The organism is Jannaschia seosinensis, from assembly GCF_001408515.1.
Classification (GTDB): Bacteria; Pseudomonadota; Alphaproteobacteria; order Rhodobacterales; family Rhodobacteraceae; genus Jannaschia; species Jannaschia seosinensis.
This window is the reverse complement of the sequence record NZ_CYPR01000207.1, coordinates 26,210-42,368: the sequence shown is the minus strand read 5'-3', so window position 1 is coordinate 42,368 and position 16,159 is coordinate 26,210. Positions and strand designations below refer to the sequence as shown.

Below are 16,159 nucleotides of genomic sequence, written 5' to 3'. Positions count from 1 at the left end.
AAAGCGTGATAATTGGAATTATGTAATTTATAGATCGCTCTGGTCGTGCTTCAGCGCGCCATAAGTCGAAATATCTTCCGTGCTGTCGCAGCGTATGGCGGTGCCAGCATCTTGAGCCACGGCCCCTGTGACGGCGTGAATATCGCGCGTTCGTGGCTGAACTCTCTGAAACCTCGCTGCCCGTGATACGCGCCGTACCCGCTTTCTCCGATGCCACCGAACGGCAGATCGTGTGCCGCGAGGTGCAGAACGGTTCCGTTGACCATTCCGCCACCTGACCGGAAGCGCTTCAGAAATGCCAAGGCTGCGGCGCTGTCGCGATCGAAAACATAGGCTGCCAGCGGCGACCGTCCGCGCTCCGCCGCGATGACCTCGCTCGGGTCGCCATATGTCAGGATCGGCAGGATCGGCGCGAAAATCTCCTCCTCAAGAAGCACGCTTCCCGGCGGCGGATCGATTACCACCCTTGGCGCGTGTGCGACATCTGCCTTGGCGGGCAAGACGCGAGTGCGAGCGGTTGCCTCATCGAGCATCGCGGTCATTCGGTCGGACGCACGGCTATCTATCATGCCACTGTAGTCATTCGGGAAGAATCCCTTCGCATGAGATAGAAGCGCATCCGCCCAAGCGTCTTCCGTCCCTTTTTTCACCCAAAGATGGTTCGGCGCGACACAAGTCTGACCGGCGTTGAGCCACGCGCCCCACGCGATCATGCGCGCGTGATGCTTCGGCGACGCACCCGGCAGCGCAACCGCAGGCGAACGGCCGCCGAGCTCCAGCGTCACAGGCGTCAGAGTCTCCGCCGCCGCAAGGGCCACGCGTCGGCCGGTCGCCGTCGATCCCGTGAAGAAGAGATGCCCAAGCGCCAAACGCGTCACCGCCTCGGCAACGTCAGGCCCGCCGGTCAGGACAGCCACCTCGTCACCGGGAAACACGCCGCCGATGAGGTTGACGAGCGCTTCGGCGCTGTGCGGCGACCGCTCCGACGGTTTCAGCAGGACGCGGTTTCCCGCCGCGACGGCCGCGATCAGCGGCACCAGCGCCAGTTGCAACGGATAGTTCCACGGCGAGAGAACCCCGACGACGCCCTTGGGCTCAACCCAGACTTCCGTCCGTCCAGGCACCGGACGCAGAACACGCTTCCGCCGCGGCCGCGCCCATTTCGGCAAGTTGCGGATCGTGTGCCGGATCGTCTCCTGCGTGAACGCGAGTTCGGCGGTTAGCGTCTCCGCCTCCGCGCGCGGGTTGAAGTCCGCGGAAACCGCCGCGACCAGCTCCTCCTGTTTCTCCCCGATCGCCCGCGACAACGCCTTAAGGCGGTCGATCCGCGCCACCACCGAGGGAACGGCATCCAGCGAAAACGCCTCCGACAGACGCTCATACGCGGCGCGAACGTCTTCTACGCCGCTCAATTGACGTCATAGGTGCGGCCACGCCATTCGGCGCGCTGCCCCTTCCTTGCACCGATCAGAGCGGCCCACTGGATCCAAAGTGTGACGGCGACCCCGACGGGATGGAGAATGACCGACAGCGGATGCTGCCGGACCTTCACCGCAAGCAGCGTCCGCGCGAGGAAGACGAGCCCTGTGGCCCAAAGCGCCGCGCGCGCCGCATCCGGTGCCCCCAAAAGCAGCGCGACAAGCGCAACAACCGGCGGCAGGATATGCCCACCGAACAGAAGGACCGTCCAGACCGGCAGTGCGACAGGCTTCGCCATCCCCTCTGTCGCGTTCTTGCTGAAGCCCGTCCAGATGTCCGGCCAATTGTCGTACATCCGGCAGGAGGCGAGCGGCGTGGCGTCTAGGATATCGGTTCTCCCCCCCGTCCGGCGCACATTGCGCGGCAGGTTCAGACCGTCGTGCATCCTGTTGCGGAAGGCCTCATGGCCCCCGGCGACGCGGTAAGCCGCGGCATCGACCATCATCAACTGCCCGCACCCCGCGGCAAGCCCCGGCTCGTTCGACAGCCGCGCCATCGGGAACGGCAGATATCCGAGAAGCAGCACCAGGATTTGCGGAATCACGATCATCTCCGACAGCGTCCGCGTGATCTGTCGCGGGAAGCCCGACACGAGCGACAGGTCGCGGATGCTCATATACACCTGCATGCGCGCCGCCGCGTCGGGTGCGAGCCGGACATCGGCATCAAGGAACAGCAAGGATGGATGTCGCGCCTCATTCGCAAGCTGGTGACAGGCATGCTGTTTGCCGTTCCAACCGGCCGGCAGCGGTTTGCCCCGGATCAACCGCACCCGAGGATCGCTGGCGGCCCGCGCGGCCACAATCTCGTCCGTCCCGTCGGTCGACCCGTCGTCGAGCACGACGACTTCCATCTCCACGTCCTGCTGCGCAAGAACGCAATCGAGCGCAGCCGCGATATTCGAAGCTTCGTCCCGGGCCGGGATCAGGATCGAGACGCGCGCGCCCTGCCCGCCATTCACACGCGGCGGCGCGCGAAAGACGACCAGATTGACAAACGTGACCACCGCATAGAGCCCCCCAAGGGCGAGGCAGGCAGCGGACAGGTAAAGCAGCATCGTGAACCTCGTCGTGCGATCAGTTGGTCGTATCGGTCGTGTCGTCGGACAAGTGGTCGGATTGATAGCGGTGTCCGCCAATCCATGCACGCCCCCGCGACCACATGCCGTAGATGCCGCCGACACCACTCCTTCCGCCGATGACGCGGTAAAATGCGGCGGGGTCGCGCGCGATGGCGGCGGCGGCAAGCCGGTCCTGCGTTTCGGTCAGCGCGTCCTCGAGCGCGGCCTGCCACGCCTTCGCATTCCCGCCGATCCGGACGGGTGTGCCGAAAGCGGCCAGCGCCTCGGGGCGCTTTTCGGACCAGAACGGATATTCCATGGCCAGCGGCAAGGCGACCGCTCCCTCCAGGCGCGCCATGAGGTGCGAGAGCCCGGGCCGCATCGCGACGGGACGCGCGCGGGGATCGGCGAACCGACCTTGTGCGGTCATCCAGACCATCCGCTTCGGATCGGACAGAATGTGCGTCCCGACCCGGAGGAACCGTGCGGCCCCTGCCCTCGTCTCCGCATCGACGCCGAAGATCCCGATCCGCTTCATGAAGCCGTAACGCTCCAGAGCCTCCGCCTCCATCGGGCCGTAGCCCTCGCGGTCAGCGAAAAATGTCCGCTGCAACACGATGTAGAAGACCGGATCCCACCAGCCGGGATGGTTGGAGTAAACCACCACCGGCGCGTCCTCAGGCAGATCCGGCAGGCCGGGTTTAAGGAGGCGCACCGCGCGGAACCCGCGCATCATCTGGCGCCGCATGACGCCCGTAAAGAAGCGGCACATCCGGTCCGAGCGCAGCGCGACCGGATCGTCCGCAATGTCCCCCTGTGGCACCGCGCTACTCGGCGGCAACGTTCGACGTGGCGTCCTGGTGCAGGCTGTCTGCGGCGATCCAACCCGACATCAGCGCCATCGGCATGCCCGGCCCCGGATGCGCACTGCCACCGGCGAGATAGAGGTCCCGCACCTGCCGCGAACGGTTGCCGGGCTTGAACGCCCCGTTCATGCGGCCATGACTGACCAACCCGTAGATCGCCCCGTCGAGGACCTTGTAACGGTCGTGAATATCCTGTGGCGTGAGTGTCCGCTCGAACACGATCCGCTCCTCGATATCGCCCATCCCGGCGGCACGGCCCAACTTGTCGAGGATCGTCCGCCGGTATTCCGGCAGCATCTTCGACCAATCGTGCCCCGGCCGCAGATGCGGCGTGTGGACGAGGACGTAAAGCGCCTCGCCTCCCTCGGGCGCGACACCCGCTTCGGTCCGCGCGGGCGCGGCGATATAGGCGGTCGGATCGGGTGCGGGCCGGCCCTCGTCGTAGATCGCGCGGAACTCCTCCTTCGGGTCGCGCGAGAAGACGAAGTTGTGATGGGCAAGATGATCGTAAGCCCGGTCGAGCCCGAGATACAGCACCACGCCCGAACAGGCCGCCTCCCGCTTGGCATGACCGAAATCGCGCCAGGCCTTGCCGCCGATCAACTCTCTGTAGGTGCGCACCGAATCCATGTTGGAGACGACCTTGTCGAACACCATGCGCTCGCCGTCGGCGATCACCGCCATGGCACGCCCATTCTCGACCTCGATGGAGGATACATCGACGCCGGTCCGGTAATCGACGCCCAGCTCCTCGCCCAGACGGGTCAGGGCGGTCGGCACGGCGCGGGTGCCGCCGATCGGATACCAGACCCCCTCGCCCATCTGCATCTGCGCGATCCCGCACAGCACTGCCGGAGAGGCCAGCGGCGAAGAGCCGACATACTGGATGAAATGCTCCAGCATCTGCACGACGCGCGGGTCGCGGATGTCCTTCTTGATCTGACCGGCCACGGTGCGATGCATCCGCAGCGCCATAACATCCGACAGCGTCGCAAGGCTCATGTTCTGCTTGAGGTTCATCGTGTCGCGCAGATCCTCGACCGAGCGCCAGAAGAAGAACCTGTCCGACACATCCGACAGCCGGTTGGCCACCGCCATGAAACGCTCGAACCCCGCGGCGTCTTCGGGCGACAGCGCGCCGATGGCCCTGGCCGCTGCGCCCTTGTCGCCCTTCAGGTCCAGAACCGTGCCGTCGTCGTAGAAACATCGCCATTGCGGGTCGAGACGGCGCAGGTCGAGATAGTCGGCCATATCGCGCCCGGCTTCGGAGAACACACGCTCCAGCACGCGCGGCATGGTCAGGATCGTGGGCCCCATGTCGAAGCGGAACCCCTCCTCGTTCAACTCGGCCGCCTTGCCGCCGAGCCAGTCGTTCTTCTCCAGAACCGTGACCTTGTGGCCGCGGGCCGCCAGTGTCGCCGCCGCCGCGAGGCCGCCGAGGCCGCTTCCGATGATGCCGACGCTGCTCATTCCGCCGCCTCCTTGTAGGTTGCGGGCGTCGCGCCCGTTTCGGGATATTCCAGACCGATATCGTTGGCCGCAAGCCGCGACGCGATCCGTGCGCTCTCGAAGATGGTGGGCAAGCCGCTGCCCGGGTGGGTGCCGCCGCCGGTCAGATAGACGCCGTCCACGTCCTCGAACCGGTTCCGCGGCCGGAAATGCAGCATCTGACCCAGATTATGCGCCAGATTGAACGTCGCGCCGCGGAAGATGCCCATCTGTGCCTTCCAGTCGGCGGGCGTGATCATCCGCTCCGTCCGGATGCGCGGCCGGATGTCATGTCCCGACAGGCGCGAAAGCCGGTCGAGGACCTTCTCGCGGTAGATCGGCGCAAGCGTCTCCCAATCCACCCCGCCCTCAAGGTTCCCCGTCGGCACCAGGACATAAAGCGTCGAATGACCTTCGGGCGCGAGGGTCGGATCGGTGACAGAGGCGTTCTGCACGTAGATCGTCGGCTTCTCCGGCGCGAGGCCCGCGTCGATTTCGCGGATGTTCTCGAGGTAATCATCCGACAAAAAGATCGTGTGATGCTGCATGTCGTCGTACCGGCCTTCGATGCCGAGATAGAGCATGAAGGTCGAGCAGGAGAACTTCTTGCGGTCGATCCGGGCATCCGTCCACCGCCGGCGCAGCCGGTTCGGGATGAGCTTCGGAACGGTCGAGGAGAAGTCCCCGTTCACCACCACCGCATCCGCCGCGAGTGTCTCGCGCGGGGTGCGGACGGCGCGCGCCTTGCGGCCTTCGAACACGATCTCCTCAGCGGGCTCGGACAGGCGGATATCGACGCCCATCTCGGTCGCCACCCGCGCCATCGCGCGCGGGATCGCGTTACAGCCGCCGATCGGGTGAAACACGCCGTAGCCATATTCCACATGCGCCAGAATCGTAAACAGAGACGGGCACTTGAACGGAGACATGCCGAGGTATTTCGACTGGAAGCTGAAGGCGAGGCGCAGATCAGGATGCTTGAACCACCGCTTGAGATCCGCATCCACCGTCGACCATGGCCGCAGCTTCGGCAGGGCGCGCAGCATGTCCGTCCGCATCAGATCCGACAGGCCGAGGAACGGACGCTGCAGGATGGGAACGAACCGGTCGAACTTGGCGAGGTTCTCGTTGAGGTAGTGCTCGACCTTGGGGACATCCTCGGGCGAAATCCGCGCCACCTCGGCCTTGAGCCGCTCCACGTCGGCGGTGGCGTCGAACGTATTGCCGTCGTCGAATTGCAGCCGGTACATCGGGTCGAGCCGCTTCAGGTCCACCTCGGCGTCGAGGTCGTAGCCGCAGGTTGCGAAGATGTCGCGCAGCACCTGCGGATAGAGATAGAAGGTCGGCCCGTAATCGAAGGTAAAGCCGTCCTGCGTGAACCCGGCGGTGCGCCCGCCGACGCGGTCCGACTGCTCCAGAACCGTCACCCTGGCTCCCGAGGCTCGCAGCAGCATCGCCGTGGCCAGGCCGCCCGGCCCCGCGCCGATCACGACGGCATGTCGCGCCGTCCCACCCGTGATGGCGTTCATTGGTAGTACCTCATCGTCAAAGTCAGCATTCCGTCACCCGTCACGCGTATCGCCGCATCCGAAAAACGCGGCGGTCCCATCCACATCCGTGCGTCCCGCGAAAATCCCAGTCCTTCCGCCGGACGAAACCGGCGGCGGTCGAGATCGCCATTGCCGTTCTCGTCGTGAAAAGCCTGCACCGCGTAAACGCCATCGGGCACGTCTTCAATAACCACCGCGCCCCGGCTCGCCGGTGCGGCGCCGACATACGGGCAGGACGGCTGCGTGAACGTCTCGCGCGGACAGATCGCCACGCGCACCATACCGTCCCCCGACCTGAGGTTCGCGATCTCGACCCGCACGTCCCCACCGAAGGCCGGCGTCGCAAGCAACAAGGCCGCTGCCGGCACCAACCATTTGCGAAAACCCATGCTATCCTCTTTGATGGCCATGACGGCGAGCTAGCTCCTGCGCCGGGCTTGTCACCTATGAGGACACCACAAATGGCAATTGTCGAGGCGACGAAAGACGGTAGGGCTCGGGTGATGCGATCGGCCGCAGCTGCGCGGAACCCCGCCGCCCGCCTCGTCGATGCCGCGCGGGGCGAAAACTTCCCGGTCGCATCGCGCCTTATCCCGAAGCGCCTGCGCGGTCGCGTCGTGGCCTTCTATAACTATGCCCGCGCCGCCGATGACGCCGCCGACGACCCGTGGAAGACACCGGAGCAACGCCTTGAACGCCTTGCGGACCTCGAACGCGGCCTTCTCGAAGGCACCGCGGCGAACCCGGGCGCGACATTGCGCCGCGCATTGGCCGACGGATCCGCGCCGGCTGATGCCGCCGCACTCGCCGCTTCGCGCGATCTGCTGGTGGCGTTCCGGCGGGATGCCGGTGGAATCGCCTGTGCCGATTGGGACGATCTGCAAACCTACTGCACCTTCTCTGCCCGGCCGGTGGGGCGCTTCCTGCTGGCCATCCACGAGGAGGCGGCCGACACCCACGCCCCCTCCGACGCGCTCTGCGACGCGCTTCAGGTCCTCAACCACCTGCAGGATATCGCCGCCGACCGGCGCGATCTCGGGCGGCGCTACTTACCGGGTGAATGGATGGCGGGGGCCGGGGCCTCCGACGACGATCTGACGCGCGATGCCCTGACGCCCGGACTCCGGCAGGTCGTAGACCGGACGCTCGATGCCTGCGACGAATTGCTGTCGCGCGCCGCACCCCTGCCCGGCCGCATCGCCGCGCGCGGATTGCGGGGGCAGGCGACGGCGACGCTGGCGCTCGCCAATCGTCTGTCGCGGCGGCTTCGGGCGGGCGATCCGCTCGCAGACCGCATCGCGCCCTCCCGCACCGATTTCCTTCGTGCCGGGCTGGCCGGATTGTGGGCCGCACGATGAGCTTCGCCGCCGCATCCGACGAGGCATCCGACGTCATCGAGGTGCGGCGCATCGTCGCCTCCGCCGGGTCCAGCTTCGCCGCCGGAATGCGCGTCCTGCCCGCCGCGCGCCGCCGCGCGATCCATGCGATCTACGCGCTCTGCCGGGCGGTCGACGATATCGCCGACGGCGACGCCCCCGGTGCCGAAAGCGCCGAGGCGCGCGCGGCGCAGCTTGCGCGTTGGCGTACGGAGATCGACAATGTCTATCGCGGCGCCCCGCAGACGGCCATCGGCGCGGAAATCGCCCGCGCCCGCAAATGGCTGGACCTGCCGAAGGCGGAGTTCCTCCTGATCCTCGACGGGATGCGAATGGATGCCGAGAACATCGTCGCACCCAATGCGGAGCAGCTCGCCGCCTATATCCGCTGCGTCTCGGGCGCGGTCGGCGTCCTGTCCATGCGCTGCTTCGGCGCGTGGCAAGGCAAGCCGTCGGAGCGGTTCGCGCTCGAACTCGCGCGTGGCTTGCAGACAGTGAACATCCTTCGCGACGTCGAGGAGGATGCCCGCATGGGGCGGCTTTACCTTCCGTCGCATGTGCTGGAGGAAACCGGCCTTCCGGCGGATCCGGCCCGCGTGACGGGGCATCCCGCACTGCCCGCCGCGCGCGCCGCCTTCGCGCGCGAGGCCCGCGCCGCCTTTCGTGCCGCCGCGGTCGAGATCCCGGCCCATCGCCGCACGCCGCTCCTGCCCGCGCTGATGATGATGGGCCCCTACGAACGCCTGCTTGCGCGCTGGGAGGCGGATTGGTCCCGCCCGCCACCGCGCCGGTCCAAGCTGGGCAAGCTCGTCGACGGCATGGTCATGGTCGCCCGGCCGATACGATGAGCCGGGCCTACGTCATCGGCGCCGGCCTTGCGGGGCTGGTCGCGGCCGAGCGGCTGTCCGCATCCGGCCGCGACGTCGTCCTGTTCGAAGCGTCGCCAAAGGCCGGCGGTCGCTGCCGCTCCTATCGCGACGACCGGCTGGGCCGGGTGATCGATAACGGCAATCACCTCGTCCTGTCGGCAAATCGCGCCGTGCTCGACTGGGCGACGCGGATCGGCGGGCGCGAGGCGCTGGAGATCGGCGAGGCGGCGTACCCGTTCCTCGACCTCGCCAGCGGCGAGCGCTGGACCGTCCGCCCCGGCCGCGGCCCGTTCGGCGCCCTCACCGCCGCGGCCCGTCCGCCCGGCGTCTCCGCTCCGGTTCTGATGCGCGATCTGGCCGGATTGCTGACCACCTCCCGAACCCGAACCGTCGCACAGGCCATCCGGCGCGGCCCTGCCTGGCACACCTTCTGGGACCCGATGACCCGCGCCGTTCTGAACGAGGACCCGGAGCACGGCAGCGCTGCCCTCCTGCGTGCCGCCCTGCTGCGCAGTTTCGCGCGGGGCAGCAAGGCCGCGCGTCCGGTTTTTGCCCCGAACGGGCTGGGCCCCGCGCTGATCGACCCGGCCCTCGACCTTCTCGCGGGTCGCGGTGTGGACATCCGCCTGCGCTCTCCTGTTTCGGGATTGGAGGGAGGAGACAGCCTGCGGGCGCTCGTGGTCGGCGGCGATCGACACGTCCTCGGTGCCGGCGATGTCGCAATCCTCGCCTTGCCGCCGCGACAGGCCGCGAGCCTTCTGCCCGGCGCGCGCTTTCCCGAACCCGGACGCGCCATTCTCAACGCGCATTTCCGCATCGGTGACACGCCCCTGCCCCCGCTTCTCGCGCTGATCGGGGGCGATGCGCACTGGTTGTTCCGTCGGGGCGACGTGGTCTCCGTGACCGTCTCGGCAGAGGAGGCCGCGCCGCTGGCCGATGCCCCGCGGGAGGCGGCGCTCGCGCGCCTGTGGTCCGACGTCGCCGCATCCATCGCGGCTCATGGCGGAACGCCACCCTCGGAGATGCCGCCCGCGCGCCTGCTGCGTGAGCGTGCCGCGACCTTCGATCAGAGCCCCGCGGGCGCCGCCGCTCGCCACGCGCCCCGCACGCGGTGGCGCAACCTCCTACTCGCCGGCGACCACGTCGCGACCGGCCTGCCCGCGACCCTTGAAGGTGCCGTCAGATCCGGCCTGCGCGCCGCCGACCTGGCGCTCCGGGCGCGCTAACGGCCCCACCCAGGCCCCATAGAGAACCCGGTTCGCCACAACGAAATCCAGAAGCAGCCCTCCCCCCGACGGAACCCGCCGCCCCGTGGCCGCGGCGACATGGCCGACAACGGCCCCCAGAACCGCGCCGGCGAGATTGGCGACGATGTCCCACATCGTGTCGACGAGCCCGGTCGTCTGCGTGTTCGTGCCGATCGTCTGATCCAGCCCGAATTCCATGACCTCCCAGATCGCGCCGACCGTCATGGAAAAGCTGAAAGCCAGCGTCGCGAGTATCCAGACCGGCGATCGTGCCGGACCGCCCGCGGTCGGCAACAGCGCAAGCCCCATCCCGACGATCGACAGGATCCAAGCGCTGACCGCATGAAGCGCGAGGTCCCACCAAACGAACGTCTCGTAGAACTGCAAATGCTCGCCCAGAAGCAGCGCGCTAAGCGCGAAACCCACGACACCGACGATCAGACGGCGCGGGAAGGTGATGTTCGACACCGCCTCGAAGAGCAACATCGACGCGCCGAACGCGACGCTGCCCGCCGTGATGGCGACCATTGGCACCGATCCGGCCGCCAATGCCCCCACGAGGCCGCATGCCACGAGCAACAGGATCGCACCCCGAAGTTTCGTCACACCTGGCCTCCGAATTCCGTCAGTTGTCTCGTCGTCCCGCACATAAACCCATCCCGAACAACGCCCACAAGCATCACGCGAGGTCGGCCAGCCGCCGAAGATGCGCGGTGATGGCGTCCCGCTCCTGCGGCGTCACGCCGTGCCAAAGTTTTGCATCGTAGCGCTCCGCCTCCCGCGCAAGGTCGTCGTAGGCCCGCATCCCGGCAGGGGTCAGCGACAGCGTCTCGCGCCGGCGATCCCTCTCGTCCGCCTCCCGGCTGAGCATCCTGAGCCGCTCGAGGTTGGCGACGGCCCGGCTGACCTTCGTCTTGTGCAGCCGCGACCGCCCGCGCACCTCCGAAGCCGTCATGGCCCCGTAGCGACCCAAGTGGAACAGCACTCGCCAATCGGTCCGCAACATCCCGTAGCGTTCGCGGTAGACCCGCTGGAACCCCACCGAAACCTCCTCCGCAGCCATCGTCAGCAGATAGGGGAGAAAATCGCGCATTTCGAGATTGGACATCTTCACCCCCTTGTTGGTTACATTTGCAACCTTATACCTGTCCCCAAGGGAGGATGCCATGAACAGCGCGACCGAGACCAAAACACGTTCCGCCGCCGACACGCTCAGCTACATGCCCGGCTTCGGCAACGATTTCGAGACCGAGGCCCTGCCCGGCGCCCTGCCGCAGGGCATGAACTCGCCCCAGCGTTGCAATTACGGCCTCTACGGAGAGCAGCTCTCGGGCACCGCCTTCACTGCGCCGCAGGGCGAGAACGAGCGGACGTGGTGCTATCGCATCCGCCCGTCGGTCAAGCATTCCGGCCGCTACCGCAAGATCGATCTGCCCTATTGGAAATCGGCGCCGCTGGTCGACCCCGACGTCATCTCTCTGGGCCAGTATCGCTGGGACCCGGTGCCGCATTCCGGGGACGCGACGACTTGGCTGACGGGGATGCGCACGATGACGACGGCGGGCGACGTGGCCACGCAGGTCGGCATGGCCGCGCATGTCTATCTCGTCACGCAGTCGATGGAAGACGAATACTTCTTTTCCGCCGACAGCGAACTTCTCGTCGTTCCGCAGGAGGGGCGGCTGCGTTTCGCGACCGAACTCGGCATCATCGACCTCGCGCCGCAGGAGATCGCCATTCTGCCCCGCGGCCTCGTCTACCGGGTGGAGGTGCTCGAAGGCCCGGCCCGGGGGTTCGTGTGCGAGAATTACGGCCAGAAATTCGCCCTGCCCGATCGCGGCCCCATCGGCGCGAACTGCATGGCCAACCGGCGTGATTTCAAGGCGCCCGTCGCCGCTTACGAGGATCGGGAGGTGCCGTCGCAACTCACCGTCAAGTGGGGCGGCCATTTCCATACCTGTGACATCCCCCAGAGCCCGCTCGACGTCGTCGCCTGGCACGGAAACTATGCGCCGGTAAAATACGACCTGAACGCGTACTGTCCGGTCGGCGCGATCCTGTTCGACCACCCCGATCCGTCGATCTTCACCGTGCTGACCGCGCCGTCGGGTGTGACGGGCACGGCCAATATCGACTTCGTGCTGTTCCGCGACCGCTGGATGGTGGCCGAGGATACGTTCCGTCCGCCATGGTACCACAAGAACGTGATGTCGGAACTGATGGGCAACATCTACGGCCAGTATGACGCCAAGCCGCAGGGCTTTGTGCCGGGTGGCGTTTCGCTGCACAACATGATGCTGCCGCACGGTCCCGACCGGGAGGCGTTCGAGGGCGCGTCGAATGCCGACCTCAAGCCGGTCAAGCTGGAGGACACGATGTCCTTCATGTTCGAAACCCGCTTCCCGCAGCACCTGACGCCTTTCGCCGCGAAAGAGGCGCCGTTGCAGGACGACTACGTCGATTGCTGGGCTGACTTGCCGAAGCTCTTCGACGGGACGCCGGGCCTCAAGTGATCCTCGCAAGCTATCCCGACGGGCGCGACGGTGCGGCCTGCATCGTGGCGCCCGACCGCGCGACGGCCCGCCTGCTCGGGCGGTCCTTCGCAGAGGTGATCGAGGGTCTGGTGACGACCGAGGGCGACGTGCGGCCGTTCGACCCGCAGGCCTGCACCGCGCCGTTGCCCCGCGCGCGGCAATTCCTCGACGGATCCGCCTACGTCAACCACGTGGAGCTCGTACGCCGCGCGCGCGGCGCGCGGATGCCCGAAAGCTTCTGGACCGATCCGCTGATGTACCAGGGATGCGCCGACCCCTTCCTCGGGCCGACGGCGCCGATAAAGGGGGATCCGGATTGGGGGATCGACCTGGAGGCCGAGGTCGCGATCGTCACGGGTGACGTGCCCATGGGTGCGGATGTGGATACGGCACGGGCTGCAATTCGCTGGGTGATGCTGCTCAACGATGTGTCGCTGCGCAACCTGATCCCGCCCGAGCTGGCCAAGGGCTTCGGTTTCGTCCAGTCCAAGCCGCCATCGGCCCTCGCCCCCCTGGCCCGGTCGGTGGACGATGTGCCCGGCTGGGACGGCGACCGCCTGCAGGCGCGGATGTGCATCGACCTCAACGGGCAGCCCTTCGGCCGGCTCGACGCGGGTGCGGACATGACGTTCGGTTTTCCGCAACTGATCGCCCATGCCGCAAAGACACGGCCCCTGCCCGCCGGCACGGTGATCGGCTCCGGCACCGTGTCGAACAAACTCGATGGCGGCGCGGGCCGCACCATCGTATCTGGCGGCGCGGGCTATGGCTGCATCGCCGAGCAGCGTATGGTCGAGACCATCGAGACCGGGGCGCCGGTCACCCCGTTCCTCAGGTCCGGCGACCATGTCGAAATCTGGATGGAAGATTCCGACGGCCGCGACCTATTCGGACGCATATCGCAGAAAGTAGAGACCTTATGAGCAAGCAATTCGCCTCCGCCGGAGATACGGCCGACAAACAGACCTCCTTCACCGAGATCGGCGACGGTCTGTGGGCCTTCACCGCCGAGGGGGACCCGAATTCGGGCATCATCATCGGCGACGATTCCGTCATGGTGATCGAGGCGCAGGCTACCCCGCGCCTCGCGCGCAAGGTCATCGCGCATGTCCGCGAAGTGACGGACAAACCGATCAGCCATCTCGTCCTGACGCATTACCACGCCGTCCGCGTCCTCGGCGCCTCCGCCTACGGCGCGCCCACGATCATCATGTCAGACGCCGCCCGCGGGATGGTGATGGAGCGCGGGCAGGAAGACTGGGAGAGCGAGTTCGACCGTTTTCCCCGCCTGTTCCAGGGACACGAGGAGATCCCCGGCCTGACCTGGCCCACGACGACCTTCACGGGCCGCATGTCGGTGCATCTCGGCAAGCGCCGCGTCGACCTGATGCAGCCGGGCCGCGCCCATACGGCCGGCGACATCGTCGCCCATGTTCCCGATGCGGGCGTGATGTTCACGGGCGACATCGTGGAATACCGCTCCGCATGCTATTGTGGCGACGGCCATTTCGCCGACTGGCCCCGTACGCTCGAGACGATCCGCGCCTTCGATCTCGATGCGATCGCACCCGGCCGTGGCGACGCGCTGATGGGGCGCGACATGGTCGGCAAGGCGCTCGACTCCACCGCTGACTTCATCCGCTCGACCTACGATCCGGTCGCCCGCGTCGCGCTTCGCGGCGGCGATCTGGCCGAGGCGATGGCCGCCTGCCGCGCGGTCTGCGACCCGAAGTTCTCGGATTATGCGATCTACGAGCATTGCCTGCCCTTCAATGTCGCCCGCGCCCATGACGAAGCGCGCGGGCTCGATCATCCGCGTATCTGGACCGCCGCCCGCGACAAGGAAATGTGGACCGCCCTGCAGGAGAGCTGACATGCCCGACGGCGATCGTTACCCGCTGGCCCACCGGCTCTATCCCTATGCGCGGTCCGCGGACCAGGATCGGGATGCGGGCGGTCCGGCGCATCACCCGGTGATCGTCGTCGGCGGCGGGCCGGTCGGCCTCGCCCTCGCGCTCGATCTCGGGCTGCGAGGCACGCCGACGCTGGTGCTCGACGACGCGGAGGGCATCGGCGAGGGGTCGCGGGCGCTGTGCTTCTCCAAGCGGACGCTGGAAATCGCCGACCGGCTGGGGTGCGGTGCGCCGATGGTGGAAAAGGGCGTGAAATGGCAGGTCGGCAAGGTGTTTCACGATACCGATCTTCTCTACGAATTCGACCTGCTGCCGGAGGCGGGACACAAGGCCCCCGCCTTCGTCAACCTGCCGCAACCCGATGCCGAGCGGTTCCTCGTGGAGCGGATCCGGACCGCGATATCAGACGGCGCCCCGATCGAGATCCGCGGCCGCAATCGCGTAACTGCGTTGGAGACGAGCCAACCCGCGCGTTTGCAGGTTGAGACGCCGGACGGACCTTATGCGCTGACCGCGGATTACGTCGTGGCCTGCGACGGCGCACGATCGCCCGTCCGCAAGATGCTCGACCTCGACTTCGAAGGGCGTGTCTTCGAAGACAACTTTCTGATCGCCGACGTTCGGATGAAGGCCGAATTCCCGACCGAACGCTGGTTCTGGTTCGCGCCGCATTTCAAGTCGGGTGACTCCGCCCTGCTGCACAAGCAGCCCGACGATGTCTGGCGCATCGACTTTCAACTGGGTTGGGACATCGACCGCAAGGCCGAGTTGTCCGAGGACCGCGTGCGCGCCCGGGTCGATGCCATGCTGGGCGAGGGAGTCGATTACGACCTTGTCTGGACCTCGATCTACACGTTTCAGTGTCGGCGGATGCGCAAGTTCCGGCACGGTCCGGTGCTGTTTGCCGGCGACGCGGCGCATCAGGTCTCGCCGTTCGGGGCGCGGGGTGCGAATTCGGGTATTCAGGATGCCGACAATCTCGGCTGGAAGCTCGACCTCGTGGTGCGCGGCGCGGCGCCCGACAGCCTTCTGGACACCTATGCGGAGGAGCGGGAGGCAGCGGCGGACGAGAATATCCTCGCCTCGACCCGGTCTACGGATTTCATCACGCCCAAGTCGAAGGCCAGTCGGATGTTCCGCGATGCGACGCTTGCGCTGGCCGCGCGGCACCCCTTCGCGCGGGCGATGGTCAATAGCGGGCGCCTGTCGATGCCGTCGATCTACGACAGCTACCTGTCCATGCCAGACGCGCTCCCCGATGGGCCCCCAGCCACGCGACCTGGCGCGCCCTGCCCCGACGCGCCACTCGGCGACGGGTTTCTGCTGGAGAAACTGGGATCGAAGTTCACGCTTCTCGCGATCGGCTGCGCGGCGCCGGAAACCGGTCTCGCCGTCGTAGCCTGCGAGCCGACGCCTGAGCTGACCGCCCGCTATCTCGGTGCGGCGCCCTCTGCGCTTTATCTCATCCGGCCGGACCAGCATGTTGCGGCGCGGTGGCCAATGGCGGATGCAGCAACGGTCGCGGCCGCGCATTCACATGCCTGCGGAGCGACGACATGACCAGACTGATCCTGACACCGAACCTGCCTGACCCGGATGCCGCCTATGCCCGTCTTCTCGCGGCGCATGAGGAGCTGGACGAGGCGGAAAGCGCAGCGTTCAACGCCCGGCTCGTGCTGATCCTGATGAACCATCTGGGCGATCCGGAACTGCTTGATGAAGCGCTAAAGGCCGCGAAAACGTAGCGCTCGGCGTGTCGCCTCGTCGAATTACCCAT

Annotated in this window: 16 protein-coding genes; 8 read left to right on the top strand and 8 right to left on the bottom strand. The window is 67.0% G+C overall.

Annotation, left to right across the window (positions count from 1 at the left end; all coding sequences use genetic code 11):
- Positions 1-50 precede the first annotated feature (50 nt).
- Genes JSE7799_RS15975 through JSE7799_RS15950 form a run of 6 tightly spaced genes read right to left on the bottom strand, consistent with a single transcriptional unit; the run spans position 51 to position 6,853 of the window.
- Positions 51-1,412 carry an aldehyde dehydrogenase family protein gene (locus JSE7799_RS15975; protein ID WP_055664504.1) on the bottom strand — a complete coding sequence of 454 codons (1,362 nt, stop codon included), beginning with the start codon at positions 1,410-1,412 and terminating at the stop codon, positions 51-53.
- Entirely contained in the window at positions 1,409-2,536 is a 1,128-nt protein-coding gene (locus JSE7799_RS15970) for a glycosyltransferase family 2 protein (RefSeq protein WP_055664503.1), read from the bottom strand. Before JSE7799_RS15970 ends, JSE7799_RS15975 begins: the two co-directional genes overlap by 4 nt.
- A 19-nt stretch (positions 2,537-2,555) precedes the next feature.
- Positions 2,556-3,362: a lysophospholipid acyltransferase family protein gene (locus JSE7799_RS15965; protein WP_245624916.1), complete on the bottom strand. Its 807-nt coding sequence runs from the start codon at positions 3,360-3,362 to the stop codon at positions 2,556-2,558.
- A 4-nt stretch (positions 3,363-3,366) separates the two neighbouring features.
- Positions 3,367-4,875 carry a phytoene desaturase family protein gene (locus JSE7799_RS15960; RefSeq protein ID WP_055664502.1) on the bottom strand — a complete coding sequence of 503 codons (1,509 nt, stop codon included), beginning with the start codon at positions 4,873-4,875 and terminating at the stop codon, positions 3,367-3,369.
- Complete coding sequence (gene crtI / locus JSE7799_RS15955; RefSeq protein ID WP_055664501.1) at positions 4,872-6,422, bottom strand: phytoene desaturase family protein; 1,551 nt, start codon at positions 6,420-6,422, stop codon at positions 4,872-4,874. The genes JSE7799_RS15960 and crtI overlap by 4 nt, the downstream gene beginning before the upstream one ends.
- Positions 6,419-6,853, bottom strand: coding sequence for a DUF2141 domain-containing protein (locus tag JSE7799_RS15950; RefSeq protein ID WP_055664500.1), 435 nt, complete (start codon positions 6,851-6,853; stop codon positions 6,419-6,421). Before JSE7799_RS15950 ends, crtI begins: the two co-directional genes overlap by 4 nt.
- A gap of 93 nt (positions 6,854-6,946) precedes the next feature.
- On the opposite strand from JSE7799_RS15950, the gene JSE7799_RS15945 reads away from it, so the two are divergent.
- From JSE7799_RS15945 to hpnE, 3 genes are read left to right on the top strand one after another with little or no spacing between them, the layout of a single operon-like run.
- Positions 6,947-7,801, top strand: coding sequence for a squalene/phytoene synthase family protein (locus JSE7799_RS15945; RefSeq protein ID WP_055664499.1), 855 nt, complete (start codon positions 6,947-6,949; stop codon positions 7,799-7,801).
- Positions 7,798-8,667: a squalene/phytoene synthase family protein gene (locus JSE7799_RS15940; RefSeq protein ID WP_055664498.1), complete on the top strand. Its 870-nt coding sequence runs from the start codon at positions 7,798-7,800 to the stop codon at positions 8,665-8,667. The genes JSE7799_RS15945 and JSE7799_RS15940 overlap by 4 nt, the downstream gene beginning before the upstream one ends.
- Positions 8,664-9,914 (top strand): hydroxysqualene dehydroxylase HpnE, encoded by a 1,251-nt coding sequence (gene hpnE / locus JSE7799_RS15935; RefSeq protein WP_055664497.1) that lies wholly within the window; start codon positions 8,664-8,666, stop codon positions 9,912-9,914. The genes JSE7799_RS15940 and hpnE overlap by 4 nt, the downstream gene beginning before the upstream one ends.
- Here hpnE and JSE7799_RS15930 read toward each other — a convergent pair.
- Together JSE7799_RS15930 and JSE7799_RS15925 are read right to left on the bottom strand one after the other, a co-directional pair.
- Complete coding sequence (locus JSE7799_RS15930) at positions 9,813-10,541, bottom strand: DUF2238 domain-containing protein (RefSeq protein WP_144431759.1); 729 nt, start codon at positions 10,539-10,541, stop codon at positions 9,813-9,815. The genes hpnE and JSE7799_RS15930 overlap by 102 nt on opposite strands.
- Positions 10,542-10,614: 73 nt before the next feature.
- Positions 10,615-11,043 carry a MarR family winged helix-turn-helix transcriptional regulator gene (locus JSE7799_RS15925; protein ID WP_055664517.1) on the bottom strand — a complete coding sequence of 143 codons (429 nt, stop codon included), beginning with the start codon at positions 11,041-11,043 and terminating at the stop codon, positions 10,615-10,617.
- A gap of 58 nt (positions 11,044-11,101) precedes the next feature.
- On the opposite strand from JSE7799_RS15925, the gene hmgA reads away from it, so the two are divergent.
- From hmgA to JSE7799_RS15900, 5 genes are read left to right on the top strand one after another with little or no spacing between them, the layout of a single operon-like run.
- On the top strand, positions 11,102-12,448 hold the full coding sequence (gene hmgA, locus JSE7799_RS15920; RefSeq protein ID WP_055664495.1) for a homogentisate 1,2-dioxygenase: 1,347 nt from the start codon (positions 11,102-11,104) through the stop codon (positions 12,446-12,448).
- The gene (locus tag JSE7799_RS15915) at positions 12,445-13,392 is read left to right on the top strand and encodes a fumarylacetoacetate hydrolase family protein (protein ID WP_055664494.1); all 948 of its coding nucleotides are present in this window, start codon (positions 12,445-12,447) and stop codon (positions 13,390-13,392) included. Before hmgA ends, JSE7799_RS15915 begins: the two co-directional genes overlap by 4 nt.
- Positions 13,389-14,342, top strand: a complete 954-nt coding sequence (locus tag JSE7799_RS15910; protein WP_055664493.1) for an MBL fold metallo-hydrolase — start codon at positions 13,389-13,391, stop codon at positions 14,340-14,342. The genes JSE7799_RS15915 and JSE7799_RS15910 overlap by 4 nt, the downstream gene beginning before the upstream one ends.
- Before the next feature lies 1 nt (position 14,343).
- Positions 14,344-15,942, top strand: coding sequence for an FAD-dependent monooxygenase (locus tag JSE7799_RS15905; RefSeq protein ID WP_055664492.1), 1,599 nt, complete (start codon positions 14,344-14,346; stop codon positions 15,940-15,942).
- Positions 15,939-16,127 (top strand): DUF2783 domain-containing protein, encoded by a 189-nt coding sequence (locus JSE7799_RS15900; RefSeq protein WP_055664491.1) that lies wholly within the window; start codon positions 15,939-15,941, stop codon positions 16,125-16,127. Before JSE7799_RS15905 ends, JSE7799_RS15900 begins: the two co-directional genes overlap by 4 nt.
- Positions 16,128-16,159: the final 32 nt, after the last annotated feature.

Bases quoted from the DNA above. Each gene is read 5' to 3' on its own strand.
- JSE7799_RS15970 (WP_055664503.1), bottom strand. From the start codon at position 2,536: ATGCTGCTTTACCTGTCCGCTGCCTGCCTCGCCCTTGGGGGGCTCTAT.
- JSE7799_RS15960 (WP_055664502.1), bottom strand. From the start codon at position 4,875: ATGAGCAGCGTCGGCATCATCGGAAGCGGCCTCGGCGGCCTCGCGGCG.
- crtI (WP_055664501.1), bottom strand. From the start codon at position 6,422: ATGAACGCCATCACGGGTGGGACGGCGCGACATGCCGTCGTGATCGGC.
- JSE7799_RS15950 (WP_055664500.1), bottom strand. From the start codon at position 6,853: ATGGCCATCAAAGAGGATAGCATGGGTTTTCGCAAATGGTTGGTGCCG.
- JSE7799_RS15945 (WP_055664499.1), top strand. From the start codon at position 6,947: ATGCGATCGGCCGCAGCTGCGCGGAACCCCGCCGCCCGCCTCGTCGAT.
- JSE7799_RS15940 (WP_055664498.1), top strand. From the start codon at position 7,798: ATGAGCTTCGCCGCCGCATCCGACGAGGCATCCGACGTCATCGAGGTG.
- hpnE (WP_055664497.1), top strand. From the start codon at position 8,664: ATGAGCCGGGCCTACGTCATCGGCGCCGGCCTTGCGGGGCTGGTCGCG.
- JSE7799_RS15925 (WP_055664517.1), bottom strand. From the start codon at position 11,043: ATGTCCAATCTCGAAATGCGCGATTTTCTCCCCTATCTGCTGACGATG.
- hmgA (WP_055664495.1), top strand. From the start codon at position 11,102: ATGAACAGCGCGACCGAGACCAAAACACGTTCCGCCGCCGACACGCTC.
- JSE7799_RS15910 (WP_055664493.1), top strand. From the start codon at position 13,389: ATGAGCAAGCAATTCGCCTCCGCCGGAGATACGGCCGACAAACAGACC.
- JSE7799_RS15905 (WP_055664492.1), top strand. From the start codon at position 14,344: ATGCCCGACGGCGATCGTTACCCGCTGGCCCACCGGCTCTATCCCTAT.
- JSE7799_RS15900 (WP_055664491.1), top strand. From the start codon at position 15,939: ATGACCAGACTGATCCTGACACCGAACCTGCCTGACCCGGATGCCGCC.